The sequence below is a fragment of the Psychrobacter proteolyticus genome, assembly GCF_039762275.1.
Taxonomy (GTDB): domain Bacteria; phylum Pseudomonadota; class Gammaproteobacteria; order Pseudomonadales; family Moraxellaceae; genus Psychrobacter; species Psychrobacter proteolyticus_C.
Genome location: NZ_JBDLOB010000002.1, coordinates 337,124 through 350,520 on the forward strand (window position 1 = coordinate 337,124; position 13,397 = coordinate 350,520).

Here is a 13,397-nt window from a genome sequence, read left to right on the forward strand (position 1 = left end):
TTGTTTATCTCATCGGTCTACTCTTATAATGCTTGTCATGGGTACATATTGCCAATATCTAACTTAAAATGATTAAAACAAACTTGCCTTATCTGTGTAGGTAAACCATGGGCGAATACGGCTATCTATGATTTTTTTTGGGTCATTACTTCTGTCACCACATCCCTATAGCGAATACTCTAGCTTCCGTGCTTTATTGCATGTCGCTATTGAGCGCCTGTGTCAACGGTATAAGCTAGCGTTGTCTCTAGCTGTGTGCCTGTGTTTGGCAGCCCCTGTCCATGCTAGCCATCCCGATGTATTGCTAGAAGCAAAGATTCCTAAAGTAACCGTTGCTACCGATAATAAGGCAGCTAACAATAAGCTAAATGGCAATAAAGTAAATGATAATAGTCCTGCGATTGATACACCTTATAATGAAGATACGCTCACCATAGAAAACGTAAAAAACATTAATGGCCTAGCGCCAGCCAGCTTATGGCAGCCTGAGCTTAGTGAACCAAGCTTATACGCTCTACTGGATGCCGAGTTTGCTGCCGATCGCGATGACAAACGACGCGCGGTCTCTATTTATAAGCAACAGTCTTTTAAAGAAGATGCGACAGCGGTGTTTGAGAGAGCGCTTAGCCTGTCTTTGCGTAACGAAAGGGTTGAAGACTCATTACAGTTTGCCAAGACATGGCAGGACCAAAATCCTGACCACGTACCTGCTTGGTTTTATGTCGCGCATTTGGCCTTACGTGCCCACGACTATATATTAGCGGGCGAAACTTTAAACCGCATCTTGCGCTATGACCCACGCGCAGACTTAAGCGAAATTCTCATAGGTATTTATCCAAATAATGATGATGACAAACGTGAGCTTCTTGCTGCATTACAACCACTGGATAGTGAGCAAAACGCCTCATTGTCGGTATTAAAAGCGGGTTTACTCTATCAGTTTAACGAACCTGAAGTGGCTATCGTTCATATCAATCGAGCGCTAGAGCGTCAGCCAGACTACGTGCCTTTTATCACGTTAAAAGCGGATATATTGCGCAAGATCGTGACCGCAGAGACTGTCATCAATTATGTCAGTCAAGCTCGTTTACGCAATCCTGATAGCAAAAGCCTATATCTATATGAGATTCGCTATCTATTAGATTTAAAGAAAAGCGAACAAGCGTGGAAGTTACTGCTTGAGGCGCATAGCCGTTTCAATGATGATTCTGAGATTACTCTGCTCGCAGCTTTAGTAAGCCTAGATACTGAAGAGTACGCTAGTGCCGATGAGCTACTCAATATGCTTGCTAAGAGTCCAGCTTATCTTGATCAAGCCTATTATTATCTGGGTATCAGTGCTGAGCGTCAGCAGTTGTTTGAGCAAGCCAAATACTACCTCAATGGTGTCATGCAAGAGGATTTGGTATTAGAAGCGCGTAGAAAGGTAGTGGCGTTTGAGTTACTCGATAACGACGTCGATGGGGCAATCGCGACGTTAGAGAAGCTGCGCAAAGACTTCACAGTATTCGCGCCTGATACTTTTGTCATGCAGGCCGATATCTTGTGGCAACAAAACGAATCTGATGAAGCACTGCGTCTACTAACTCGTGCCGCTCGTAAATATCCTGATAATGAAATGCTACTCTTTGCACGGGCTCAGCTGTTAGATGATAAAGAAGACTATGTCGTTAAGCGTACTTTGCTGAATCACTTGCAGGCTTTAGATCCTAGCAACTTATCCTATCAGTTGAGCTATGCACAGTTACTACTGGCAAATGAGCGCAGCTCAGAGCAAGGTCTGGCACTAGCTACTGCAATTATCCAGATTCGCTATGATGATCCACGTTATGATAACGACCTACATCTGCAAGCCTTAAATGTCTTGGCAGGCAATGCATTGGCCAAAGAGAACTATCAGCAGGTCATCGACTATCTACAGACACCTTATGATGTGCTGCCAACTCTGCGCTCAGGCACGCTGTTATTGCGCGCCTATCAAGGCTTAGGTAACAATGACAAAGTTGAAGCATTACTCGCCGACTTGCAGCAGCGCTTCTCATTTGGACAGCACAATATCAATGACCGCATACAGCTGTATTAATAGCGCTGATTTTGGATATGTTTTTTGGGCTTTGCAATGATAGAGATATGATAATTGATAAAGTTCTTATAAAACCGAAGCATTTATAAATTACAAGGTCGTTATAAGAAGCTAACAGCCGTGCATAACCGAGCAACAAATAACGCTTAAGCTAATATCTTTGTTCATCTTTCCATTTTGAGAAACTATTATGTCAGCATCAATTACTTCTTATAAACCAAATAAATTGGCTCTGTTTACTGCTATAACTGCAGCGATGATCATTACCTCTGGTTGCCAGTCATTAAAAACGGCCAACGCGACCAACCAACCGACGACGACTGTACAAGGTCAAAACGCTGAGCAACCAAAAAAGCTAGAGAGTTTTAATATCACGGGTAAAATTGGGGTAACGACGCCTGCGAGTGATTCTACAGGTACTCAAGGTGGTAGTGCATTTTATGCATGGGGTCAGCAAAACGACCGATTTGCCATTGAGCTGATTGGCGCACTTGGTATTGGTAAAACCAACATTGAATACAATGGTCAGACCGCTACTCTAGTCAGCGAAAAGACAGGTACATTGACCGCTAACGATCCCGAAACCTTGCTAAAGAAAGCCACTGGTTGGCAAGCACCAATTTCACAAATGCCTTATTGGATTTCTGGTCGCCCAGCACCTTCAGATAGTGCGCCACAACTGGATGATCAGAGCCGCTTAGTTAGCTCAGTCAATGGTGAGTGGACAGCCAGCTTTACTTATAAAGGTACGGATAAGCTACCTAGTAAAATTAGTGCAGTACAGCCACAAGGCAACAAAGTTGTAATGACGATCAATCATTAATCCATCACTGGTTGATGATATGAACTACGTTAAAAACTATCATTGCTAATTAAGATAGCTGTTTATAACTGCACCTTATGATAAAAAAATATGACTGAAAATATAGCCGAACCATCTGTTTCTACGATTACCCGTTTGTCACCTGCAAAACTCAATCTGTTTTTGCACATCACGAGTAAACGAGCCGATGGCTATCATAATTTGCAAACGGTATTTCGCCTGCTCGTCTGGGGCGATTATTTGCATTTTTCGGTCAGCAACGATGCTGTTATTTCTACTATAGCTAGTGAATTAAGTGCTAATCAACTCTGTCATCAGCTACTGATATTGGATGGTGCAGAGGCTATCACTATTAATATAGAAGACAATTTAATTTTCAAAGCAGCACGCGCACTGCTAGCATTTGCCATACAGTCAAACACTTTACCTGACCAACTAGCAAAAGTGCATATCACTTTAGATAAGCATTTGCCAATGGGCGCAGGGTTGGGTGGTGGCTCATCTAACGCAGCAACGACTATACTAGTGCTCAATGAAATTTGGCAGCTTAATTTTACTTGTGATGAGCTCATAAAGATTGGCGCGACTGTGGGTGCGGATGTACCTATATTTATCTTTGGCCAAGACGCTATTGCGATGGGTATTGGTGAAGAACTGACTACGATTGAGTTGCCTGACCAGCAATATTTAGTACTGACGCCTAACGCTCATGTAAATACTGCCAAACTGTTTGCACATCCCAAACTACAGCGAGATATCGCGCCCCTATCGGTTGCAACTATCCAAAACCAATACGCTGACTATGTACAAACGCTCACTGCGCCCTATCACAATGTCTTTACTCCAGTGGTCACAAGCCTTGCTCCTGCTGTTGCAGATGCCTTAGGTTATCTACAGGGGTTAGAAGCGCAAGCATTGAGCACAGCACGAATGACTGGCTCTGGTAGTGCCGTGTTTTTACCTCTAGATGCGAGTGTGGCTACTAACAAAAAACTTGTGGCGAAGTGGATTGCAGATGCGCCTTGTGCGGCATATATCGTTGGAAACTTAAAATAGCACATACAACCTTTAGATTTCTTATCATCTAAATAATGACAACGGTAGGATTGCTGATTTTAATTTGCTAAAATAGCGCCAGCAGTAACCTATGATGAATAAATAGCAGAAAAAGCCGCAAATGACTTGCAAAATCTGAAAATTTACTTATAATAGGTCGCCACAATAGGGGTATAGCCAAGTTGGTAAGGCATCAGGTTTTGATCCTGACATCCGTTGGTTCGAGTCCAGCTACCCCTGCCATTTTTTAGTACGAAGCGTTAGAGATACATCGAGTATAAGCGGTTTATAGACAGCCACTTATCTTATTGCCATTGACAACGTTATCCCAGTTTCGGTATAGTTCGCAATGGACACCGCTAGGGAAAAGTTATGTTTTAAACGGTTTATCCGTTTTTTAGATAACTGACAGGTAATGACACCATATTAAGAACGACTACTTAGTCGCTATTAAATATCGGTTGTTCATAGCCTAGACATTACAGGGGTATAGCCAAGTTGGTAAGGCATCAGGTTTTGATCCTGACATCCGTTGGTTCGAGTCCAGCTACCCCTGCCATTTTTTACTGTAATAGTATACTTCAACACCTTCAACACTCTTTTCTTAATTTGAGCAGTTTGACACTGCTTAGCGGTCGCTGCTTGAGTCAATCAATAGGACTTCTGTCATGCCTTATTTGGCGATTTTTACGGGTAATGCCCACCCAGAATTAGCAAAAACCGTAGCCGATCATCTTCACATACCTCTTGGTAAAGCTGACATCACGCGTTTTTCTGATGGCGAAATTGCCGTGGAAATCAAAGAACACGTACGTGGTAAAGATGTGTTTATCATGCAGCCTACTTGTGCACCGACCAACGACAACTTGATGGAAATCATGATGATGGCTGACGCCTTGCGTCGCTCTAGTGCTGGCCGTATCACAGCTGTCATGCCGTATTTTGGTTATGCTCGTCAGGATCGTCGTCCACGCTCAGCTCGTGTACCTATCTCGGCTAAAGTGGTCGCTGACATGCTAAACATCGTCAGTATCGATCGCGTAATGACTGTTGATTTGCACTCAGATCAGATTCAGGGTTTCTTTGACATCCCTGTAGACAACATTTACGGCACACCTGTATTGCTAAACGATCTACAAAAGCAAGACTATGACAACATCATGGTTGTTTCACCTGATGTAGGCGGCGTGGTTCGTGCACGTGCGATGGCCAAGCAGCTGGGCGATACCGACATGGCAATTATTGATAAGCGCCGTGCTCGTGCCAATGAGTCACAAGTAATGCATATCATCGGTGATGTTCGTGACCGTGATTGCGTTATCGTTGATGATATGGTCGATACTGCAGGTACATTGTGTAAAGCTGCCGAAGCATTGAAAGAAAATGGTGCTCGTCGCGTTTTAGCTTATATCACGCACCCTGTCCTATCAGGTAACGCACTGAAAAACATCAGCGAATCTGCATTGGATGAAGTGGTTGTGACCGATACGATTCCACTATCTGCTGAAGCCAAAGCTTGTAGCAAAATCCGTCAAGTCAGCATCGCACCGATGCTTGCTGAAAGCTTACGCCGTATTAATAACGAAGAATCTATTAGCGCGATGTTTGACGCTTAATCTGATACAGTTATTTTTAAAACAGCTATTGCAGTAATTCTTAGTAGCAATGATTGTAGTAAGACATCTTAAATAGTTAAAAAACAGAGCGTCAAGTATCCTTACTTGGCGCTTTGTTTTGTGTAGGCGTTTTGCGTAGGTCTTTATTATTGCTACAGAATCACGTATAATGCGCGCCTGTGCTGACCTTTTCGTTGTTTTTATTAGGCTAGCACTATCAAAAGTGCTGATCATGCTTAACAGCAACCATCGTTATGGTAATTATCATAGCGAGCGCTGCTATAAGCAAATGGCTAAGCTTAGACATTACGAGTTTTATTCGTAACGATAATATTAGCTATCATCACGTATTAGTGGATTGGTCGCAAATCCACTTTTTTATGACCAGACACTTCATCATTTTTTTTATAGGATTATATCCATGAGCATTAATCATTTTGAACTAAACGCCGTTGATCGTGCTGCTGAACTACAAGGTAAAGGTGCGAGCCGCCGCCTACGTAAGCAGAACCTAGTTCCTGCTATCATCTATGGTGGTAACGAAGAGCCAACAGCTATCTCTATCAAGCTTAACGAACTAGTAAAATCACTAGAATTCGAAGCGTTTTTCTCACACATCTTGACTATCAACGTTGACGGTGAAGAGCATCAAGCAGTTATTAAAGACTTGCAGCGCCATCCAGCTAAAGGCTTCCCAATGCATGCTGATTTCCAGCGCATTGTAAAAGGTCAGAAAATCCACATGAACGTTCCTGTTCATTTCACTGGTCGTGAAGATGCGCCTGGTACTGCTGCTGCTGGTGTACTATCTACTCTAGTATCTGATATCGAAGTTATCTGCTTACCATCACAACTTCCTGAATACCTAGAAGTAGATGTGTCTGGCATGGAAATCGGTGATTTGTTCCGTCTATCAGACATCAAACTTCCTGAAGGCGTTGTTATTCATGAGCTTGAGCTAGAAGACGGCCATGACCGTACTATCGTTAACATGCAGCCACCAACAGTAGAAGAAGTTGATGCTGATGCTGACGTTGATGCTGATGAAGTACCAGCAACTGAGCAAAACGACGGTACTGAAGAAAACAAAGACAGCGAGTAATATACTATTTCTAACTAGTACATTATTTTGTGCTGGTTAGTGATACATTCGTTTAGTCAATAAGACAGCAGGTGATTAAAATCTCCTGCTGTTTTTGTAAGTAAGGTTTGAAAATAAACTGGCTATCAGTACTTCAATCCTTACCCCTATTTATCAAATTCAAGCAGGGTGTTTTTATGGCCATAAAGCTTATTGTCGGTCTTGGTAATCCTGGTCAGCAGTATATGTTTACGCGTCATAATGCAGGATTTTGGTTTGTCCATCATTTGGCTCAGCAGTTTAATATCACGCTCTCCCCTGATAAGAAATTCCATGGAGTGACAGGGCGTGGGCAGATTCATGGGTCTGATGTGCGTTTACTTATGCCGCTGACGTTTATGAATAAATCTGGTCAGTCAGTGGTGCCTATGGTAAATTTCTATGGCATCAAAAATGATGAATTGTTGATTGCTCATGATGAGCTCGATATTCCAGCTGGTAGTATCAAACTCAAAACAGACGGTGGACATGGTGGTCACAACGGCCTACGTGATATCACGCCGCATATTGGCAATGATTTTCATCGCCTGCGTGTGGGTATCGGCCATCCTGGTCACAAGTCTAAAGTTAGTGGACACGTTCTCTCTAAAGCATCTCCCGATGAGCAGATTGCGATTGATAGCGCGCTGACAGCTGCTTTTGAAGCGCTCCCATTATTGTTAAATGGTGATGTCGAAAAAGCACGTTCACAAATTAATGGCTTTAAATTACCAGAGTAATATAGTCGTTCAATGATAATGACCTTTTATTTTGGCAGTTTCATCCCCATTAACCTTTTGATTTAGTTAATTAATATCAGTTACGCCAAGGAACCAACCTATGCTACTTAATATGCTTAAATGCAAATTACACCGTGCCCGTGTTACCCATGCCGAGCTTCATTACGAAGGCTCTTGCGGTATCGACGGCGATCTATTAGATCTTGCTGGTCTACGCGAAAATGAATCTATTGATATCTACAACGTGACCAACGGTAAGCGCTTTCGCACCTATGCTATCCGTGCTGAAGCAGGCTCTGGTATTATCTCATTGAATGGTGCTGCTGCACATATGGCAGATTTGGGCGATATCGTTATCATTTGTGCATATGCACATTTTGATGAAGTTGAAGCGTCAACGTATCAGCCAAAACTGGTCTATTGCAACGAAGACAACACCGTAAAAGACACGGCAAACATTATTCCTGTACAAGTTGCTTAATATGACAGGATAATGGAGTTTTGGGTAAATCAAGAACAATTTTAAGACTAAATCGTTGAATTAATTGTTATTATTACCAAAAACCACCATGCTACTATGAAAGCTGAATCTTCATTTCGATTCAGCTTTTTTTATGCCATTCTTATTTATCAAATTCACATTTTTCATCATATACAAGGAAACATACTGATGTGGTTGGCCGCGCTTGCAATACTGATTGGGTTAGCAATTTTAGTTTGGAGTGCCGATGTCTTTATTGATGGGGCGACAGCACTAGCAAAGAAGTTTAGTGTGCCTAGCTTCTTAATTGGTGTCTTAATATTGGGTATAGGCACGTCAGCACCTGAAATGGTGGTATCAGTACTAGCAGCGATAGAAGGCAGCCCTGAGCTGGCTCTAGGTAACGCTTATGGCTCAAATATCATCAACATCGCATTGGTACTCGGTGCAACCGTATTGATTAGCCCTATTATCATCCGTAGAGGCATTGTAAAGCGCGACTTGCCCTTGCTGCTACTGATTACAGTCATCGCCGCTTGGCAGCTACGTGATGGGACATTGAGCCAAGCTGATGGTATCGTATTGTTGATTTTGTTGGTCGCCGTTTTAGGGCTACAGATCATAATGAGTATACGCGAAGGCTATCATGAGCATGAAGACGATATAGTCGTGGCTAGTGCTGACTCAGAGCACTCAAATAACTTAGAGAACTTAAATAACTCAGAGAGCTTAGAAAAGCTAGAACCAAGTGTAACACGTGGTCTTGTCAGTTTAATTATCGGTATGCTGATGCTAGTAGCCAGCTCACGTGCTATCGTTTGGGGTGCTGTCGAGTTGGCAACGCTATGGGGGCTTAGTGAGCTTATCATTGGTCTAACGATTGTCGCCGTTGGGACCTCATTACCTGAACTGGTATCGAGCTTGTCAGCCGCCCGTAAAGGCGAGCATGATATGGCGCTCGGCAATATCATTGGCTCTAATATCTTCAATACTTTGGCAGTTGTCGGCTTAGCAACGGTCATTGCTCCTATCGCCGCCGACCCAGTGATTCTGTCGCGTGATGTGATGGCAATGGGAGTCTTGACGATATTGCTAGTGACACTATGCGTATTTGCCTTTAAAACAAAGCGACAATTCGGTCGTACGTCAGGTGCCACGTTGGTACTGTTCTTTATGGGCTACACTGCATGGCTGATTCAAAGCGTTAGTATGTAACTGTTTAGGCTGAACCAACTGAGCAGTGGTACAACTAAATTATTATGTCGATAAGAGTTACTAGTTCAATAAAAATTGTTACGTCAATAAAATCAGACTACGATTTTTTCTTACGATTTTTAAAACCGCGCCATAACCCTTCATGTGCCACTTTTGGCATTTTTAGGGTGATGGTGTTGGACAACATATCTTGTACTGCCAGACCGCGAGGGTTGAACAGACAGAACACATAGTTGAATACCAAACCAAGAAATGCGCTAGCCAATAAGGCGGCGCGTGACCCATCAATAAGACTGCCAATAATGCCAAAAATCAGCGGCATCAAACAAGCGGCCAAAATACGCTTAAACGACTGTCCCCACGTTAGCCATTGACCTGCATCATTAATCGTTTTTAATCGCCATGTCTGCATACCCAATGTCTGACCACCACGGCGCCAAAATACCCCATAGAATGCCACGAGTGTCAGTACAAATGACGGCGTCATAATGGTGTTCTGATACCAGAGCGGCAGTGACTGAGCTTGTGAAGATTCAGTACCCGTCTCCATAGTCAACAGCGTACCGACAACTGTTAGTATCGTCCCTACCAAAAACAATAACGCTAAAATCAGCATACCATCATAGAGAATCGCCACGACACGAATCATAGGCTTAGCGATGGTTGGCTCTTCGTTAGGATCTTGCTGTACAGGCGCACTCGATTGAGGCTTTGATTTGCGAGTCGTTTTTGACGGACGTTTAGATGGACTTTTTGACATGGTACAAGCTCATAGCAAGCAGTGAATAGTAACGCTATTGTACCGTAAATGGTGGGGCTATCGTACATTATCCTATATGACTATCTAACATCGTAGATGGCCTAACATCGTAGATTGCTCTTTAATATTATTAGTTGGCTATCCGATCATACTATATACAAGAGATGGTCGTAGAATAAATAAGTAGAAAGGTAAAAGCTACAGACATAAAAAAACCGCCAATTGTCATAAGACAGGCGATTATTTTATTGTTTTATCAGCTTATATTAAGCTATTATGCAAATGGTGCGCCTGGAGAGATTCGAACTCCCGACCCCTTAGTTCGTAGCCAAGTGCTCTATCCAACTGAGCTACAGGCGCGTATTTTGCACTTTATCCACTGCGAAGATAATATCTTTTGCAGTAAATTAGGTTGGTCATTATATAGATAATATCGCTTGTGTCAACATCTTTTTTAATTAAAACAAATTATTTTTTGAATTAATTATTAAAATGTTTAACGCAGTATATTGCGTTACTACTCTAATAACAACTGAATAAATGGCGGTGAAGGAGGGATTCGAACCCTCGATACGCTTACACGTATGGTTCCTTAGCAGGGAACTGGTTTCAGCCACTCACCCACTTCACCTAACGATTCAAGACATTTATAAAATTTCTATAAACATAGTATTGATGCTAACAATACGTCTCATGTCGTGGGCGAGTATTATAACAAAGCCAAAACGAATTGCAAGCGTTGTCTACAGATTTAATGCGGCTTTTATCAAAATTATAGATATAAGTACTCATCTTTCATTTTTATACGGAAAATTGCGGCATATTATTGCTAAATATAACAACCAAACTGCTCAATAATATTAGGACTACTCACTCTACCGTCTTACACCTTATCCACAAGCATAAGACTATGATAGATTTTTTAGTAGTAGGTGGCTATAGTATTTGTCACTTACTTTAAAATCTCTTAAAAGGAGCTGTTATGCGACCTGTTGTACTGTGTTTTTCAGGATTAGACCCTTCAGGCGGTGCTGGATTACAAGCGGATATCGAAGCCATTGGACAATCAGGAGCACATGCAGCCATCGCGTGTACGGCGGTCACTATCCAAAGCTCGCAGCAGGTATTTGGCTTTGAGGCTTGTGCGGCATCATTGGTAAAATCTCAAGCTACTGCGGTGCTTGATGACTTGCCCGTTAGTGCTATCAAATCAGGTATGCTCGGCACTACTGATAACATCGCAATGTTGACCGAATTATTTGCTGATCAAGTTATCGATAAAGATACGCCATTTGTCTTAGACCCTGTACTAGTTGCAAATAGCGGTGGCAGCTTGGGCGATGAGAAAACACTGGTTAGCGCCTTTAGACAATTGCTGCCCTACGCCACTTTAATCACTCCAAACACTCATGAACTACGAGCGCTTAGCGGTGAGCAAGACTTGCATGTCGGTGCACAAAAGCTATGTGCTCAAGGCGCTCATGCGGTACTGGTAAAAACCTCACATGATTTTGATAGCGGTGACATCAAGCAGTACTTATATATCCAAGGCGAAATGGTCCATAAAAGTACCTTGCCGCGCTTAGATGGTGAGTTCCATGGCTCAGGATGTTCACTCGCCAGCTTTATCGCTGGACGCTTGGCAATGGGCGATGTTCTCATTGATGCGGTAAAAGCGGCAGATAGTTGGATTACCCAGACATTGCGGGCAGCTGATGCACCGCATCCTGATGATTTGCAAGCTCAACTCATACCAAATCGCTTTGTTCGTTTTTAGAATATTTACAAAGCAATAGCTTACCCAAGTAGCAGACGCAAAAAAGGCGCTCTATATTTTTATAGAACGCCTTTTTTATGACAGTTTTTAAATGTAATTAGACTTAACCCAAGGTTGGCAACACACTCGCAGCCAAACCACCGATGAATATCTCCAGCAAATAAAATGCTAAGAAAGCCACCATTGGCGATAAGTCGAGCATACCTAAATTCGGCGTGATACGACGAAAAGGGGCCAAAATTGGCTCAGCCAAATTAATGATAATGCCAATAATCGGATGCTCAGATCTGGTAAACACCACAATCCAGCTAACGATGATAGAACCAATCACTAAATAGCGACACATGCGTAAAAAGTCTAACAATAAGCTAGTGGTACCCGTAAAGAATAGCGGTACAGGCGCAATACCTTTATGCGTCAATGCGGCCTTTCCAGAAATGTCGATTAGACGAATCAAAAACATCAGCACGATAGCGGCAATGCTAATACGCCCCTGCGCGACAGTCGGAAAAATACGCCCAAATACATCGACGATATGCGTCGCTTTATAGGCAGGTGCAATCATCGGATTGCTCGCATCCATCCCTGCAAACTGCAACATAAAACGAATAAACACCAGCATCATAGCGAATGTGGTGACCAAATCAAAAATTTGAAATAACATGTTGTTCATGAAGTGCTACTCAATGTGACATTATTAACAGATTCTAGGATGACAAATGTCATTATCAGATGCTGATGATTACATAAGGTGTGTCGTCAGTGGTGACTCACAGCACACCTTGTCAGTGTTTACTTACTCATCTCTTCACTTAACGCTTGGCTACGATCATAGCAAGCTTGCATGGCTTCGCTGATTTGACGACCAATCTCATTGGCCTGCATTGACTCAACCGCTGCCTGAGTAGTACCGTTCGGCGAAGTGACTTTACGGCGTAACTCAGCTGGTGCATCATCACTGTTCATCGCCATTTTTGCAGCACCTAACATAGTCTGCATAGCAAGCGCTGAGGCTTGTTCTTTATCTAACCCTAATGCAACTGCCCCATCGACCATCGATTCAATAAAGTAAAACATATACGCTGGCGCTGAACCTGATACGGCTGTAACCGCATGCATATGCTCTTCGTCATCGACCCACATGACCAAACCTGAGGCTTCCATCACCGCAGTTGCCAACTCTTTTTGTTCAGCTGAGATATTATCTGTACCGTAGAGGCCAGTTGCACCCATCTGAATCATCGAAGGCGTGTTTGGCATGGCGCGCACGATATTACTATAGCCGCCCAACATGTTAGACAACAGGTCAGTTGACAAACCTGCTGCAACCGAGATGACTAACTGATTGTCTAGTACATCAGCAAAAGCACCAACCACTACTTTCATCATTTGTGGTTTTACTGCCAGCACCACGATATCCGCACCGATTACAGCAGACTTTGGATCAGCCATTGGATCAACAGTACTTAGACCTTTGGCGGCTAATTGCTCACGCGCATCGCTGCTAGGATCGGCGACCGTAATTAGATTCGGTTTGATGCCGCAACCCACAAGCCCACTAATAAGCGCTTGTGCCATGTTTCCGCCACCAATAAAACTGATTTTTTTATTATCTAATACCGCCATACTTGTCTCCTAGTCACAAAATTCAAAGGTATTCAACTTAACATACTGATATTTAAAACGACACTCAGTTTATCATACTGCCACTACCATCGTTTGATAA

At 42.8% G+C, this 13,397-nt stretch carries 12 protein-coding genes and 4 tRNA genes; 11 read left to right on the forward strand and 5 right to left on the reverse strand.

Annotated features, from left to right (window positions below):
- The first annotated feature begins 127 nt into the window (after nt 1–127).
- From ABFV72_RS04460 to ABFV72_RS04505, 10 genes are all read left to right on the forward strand, one after another.
- Nucleotides 128–2,083: a hypothetical protein gene (locus ABFV72_RS04460; protein ID WP_347162594.1), complete on the forward strand. Its 1,956-nt coding sequence runs from the start codon at nt 128–130 to the stop codon at nt 2,081–2,083.
- Between the two features lie 190 nt (nt 2,084–2,273).
- Complete coding sequence (gene lolB / locus ABFV72_RS04465; RefSeq protein WP_347162595.1) at nt 2,274–2,906, forward strand: lipoprotein insertase outer membrane protein LolB; 633 nt, start codon at nt 2,274–2,276, stop codon at nt 2,904–2,906.
- Nucleotides 2,907–2,996: 90 nt separating this feature from the next.
- Complete coding sequence (gene ispE / locus ABFV72_RS04470; RefSeq protein WP_347162596.1) at nt 2,997–3,962, forward strand: 4-(cytidine 5'-diphospho)-2-C-methyl-D-erythritol kinase; 966 nt, start codon at nt 2,997–2,999, stop codon at nt 3,960–3,962.
- Nucleotides 3,963–4,129: 167 nt separating this feature from the next.
- Nucleotides 4,130–4,205: transfer RNA gene (locus tag ABFV72_RS04475), tRNA-Gln, on the forward strand.
- Between the two features lie 240 nt (nt 4,206–4,445).
- A tRNA-Gln gene (locus tag ABFV72_RS04480) sits at nt 4,446–4,521 on the forward strand.
- 109 nt (nt 4,522–4,630) lie between these two features.
- Nucleotides 4,631–5,578, forward strand: coding sequence for a ribose-phosphate pyrophosphokinase (locus ABFV72_RS04485; RefSeq protein WP_057758042.1), 948 nt, complete (start codon nt 4,631–4,633; stop codon nt 5,576–5,578).
- Between the two features lie 421 nt (nt 5,579–5,999).
- Entirely contained in the window at nt 6,000–6,680 is a 681-nt protein-coding gene (locus ABFV72_RS04490) for a 50S ribosomal protein L25/general stress protein Ctc (protein WP_057758040.1), read from the forward strand.
- A 176-nt stretch (nt 6,681–6,856) separates the two neighbouring features.
- On the forward strand, nt 6,857–7,438 hold the full coding sequence (pth, locus tag ABFV72_RS04495) for an aminoacyl-tRNA hydrolase (RefSeq protein ID WP_347162597.1): 582 nt from the start codon (nt 6,857–6,859) through the stop codon (nt 7,436–7,438).
- 100 nt (nt 7,439–7,538) lie between these two features.
- Complete coding sequence (gene panD / locus ABFV72_RS04500) at nt 7,539–7,919, forward strand: aspartate 1-decarboxylase (protein ID WP_010196068.1); 381 nt, start codon at nt 7,539–7,541, stop codon at nt 7,917–7,919.
- Nucleotides 7,920–8,108: 189 nt separating this feature from the next.
- Entirely contained in the window at nt 8,109–9,134 is a 1,026-nt protein-coding gene (locus ABFV72_RS04505; RefSeq protein WP_347162598.1) for a calcium/sodium antiporter, read from the forward strand.
- A gap of 97 nt (nt 9,135–9,231) precedes the next feature.
- Here ABFV72_RS04505 and ABFV72_RS04510 read toward each other — a convergent pair whose 3' ends face one another.
- The 3 genes from ABFV72_RS04510 to ABFV72_RS04520 all read right to left on the reverse strand — a co-directional run bounded on the left by ABFV72_RS04510 (nt 9,232) and on the right by ABFV72_RS04520 (nt 10,525).
- A complete protein-coding gene (locus tag ABFV72_RS04510; protein ID WP_347162599.1) occupies nt 9,232–9,894 on the reverse strand; it encodes an RDD family protein in 663 nt (220 codons plus the stop codon).
- Between the two features lie 283 nt (nt 9,895–10,177).
- A tRNA-Arg gene (locus tag ABFV72_RS04515) sits at nt 10,178–10,254 on the reverse strand.
- Nucleotides 10,255–10,435: 181 nt separating this feature from the next.
- Nucleotides 10,436–10,525: transfer RNA gene (locus ABFV72_RS04520), tRNA-Ser, on the reverse strand.
- A 351-nt stretch (nt 10,526–10,876) separates the two neighbouring features.
- Between ABFV72_RS04520 and ABFV72_RS04525 the strand changes: the two genes are divergently transcribed.
- Nucleotides 10,877–11,671, forward strand: a complete 795-nt coding sequence (locus ABFV72_RS04525; RefSeq protein ID WP_347162600.1) for a hydroxymethylpyrimidine/phosphomethylpyrimidine kinase — start codon at nt 10,877–10,879, stop codon at nt 11,669–11,671.
- Between the two features lie 103 nt (nt 11,672–11,774).
- On the opposite strand, the gene ABFV72_RS04530 is transcribed toward ABFV72_RS04525, so the two are convergent.
- Both ABFV72_RS04530 and proC read right to left on the reverse strand, forming a co-directional pair.
- Nucleotides 11,775–12,335, reverse strand: coding sequence for a YggT family protein (locus tag ABFV72_RS04530; RefSeq protein ID WP_224737825.1), 561 nt, complete (start codon nt 12,333–12,335; stop codon nt 11,775–11,777).
- Nucleotides 12,336–12,463: 128 nt separating this feature from the next.
- Complete coding sequence (gene proC, locus ABFV72_RS04535) at nt 12,464–13,297, reverse strand: pyrroline-5-carboxylate reductase (RefSeq protein WP_347162601.1); 834 nt, start codon at nt 13,295–13,297, stop codon at nt 12,464–12,466.
- Between the last annotated feature and the right edge of the window lie 100 nt (nt 13,298–13,397).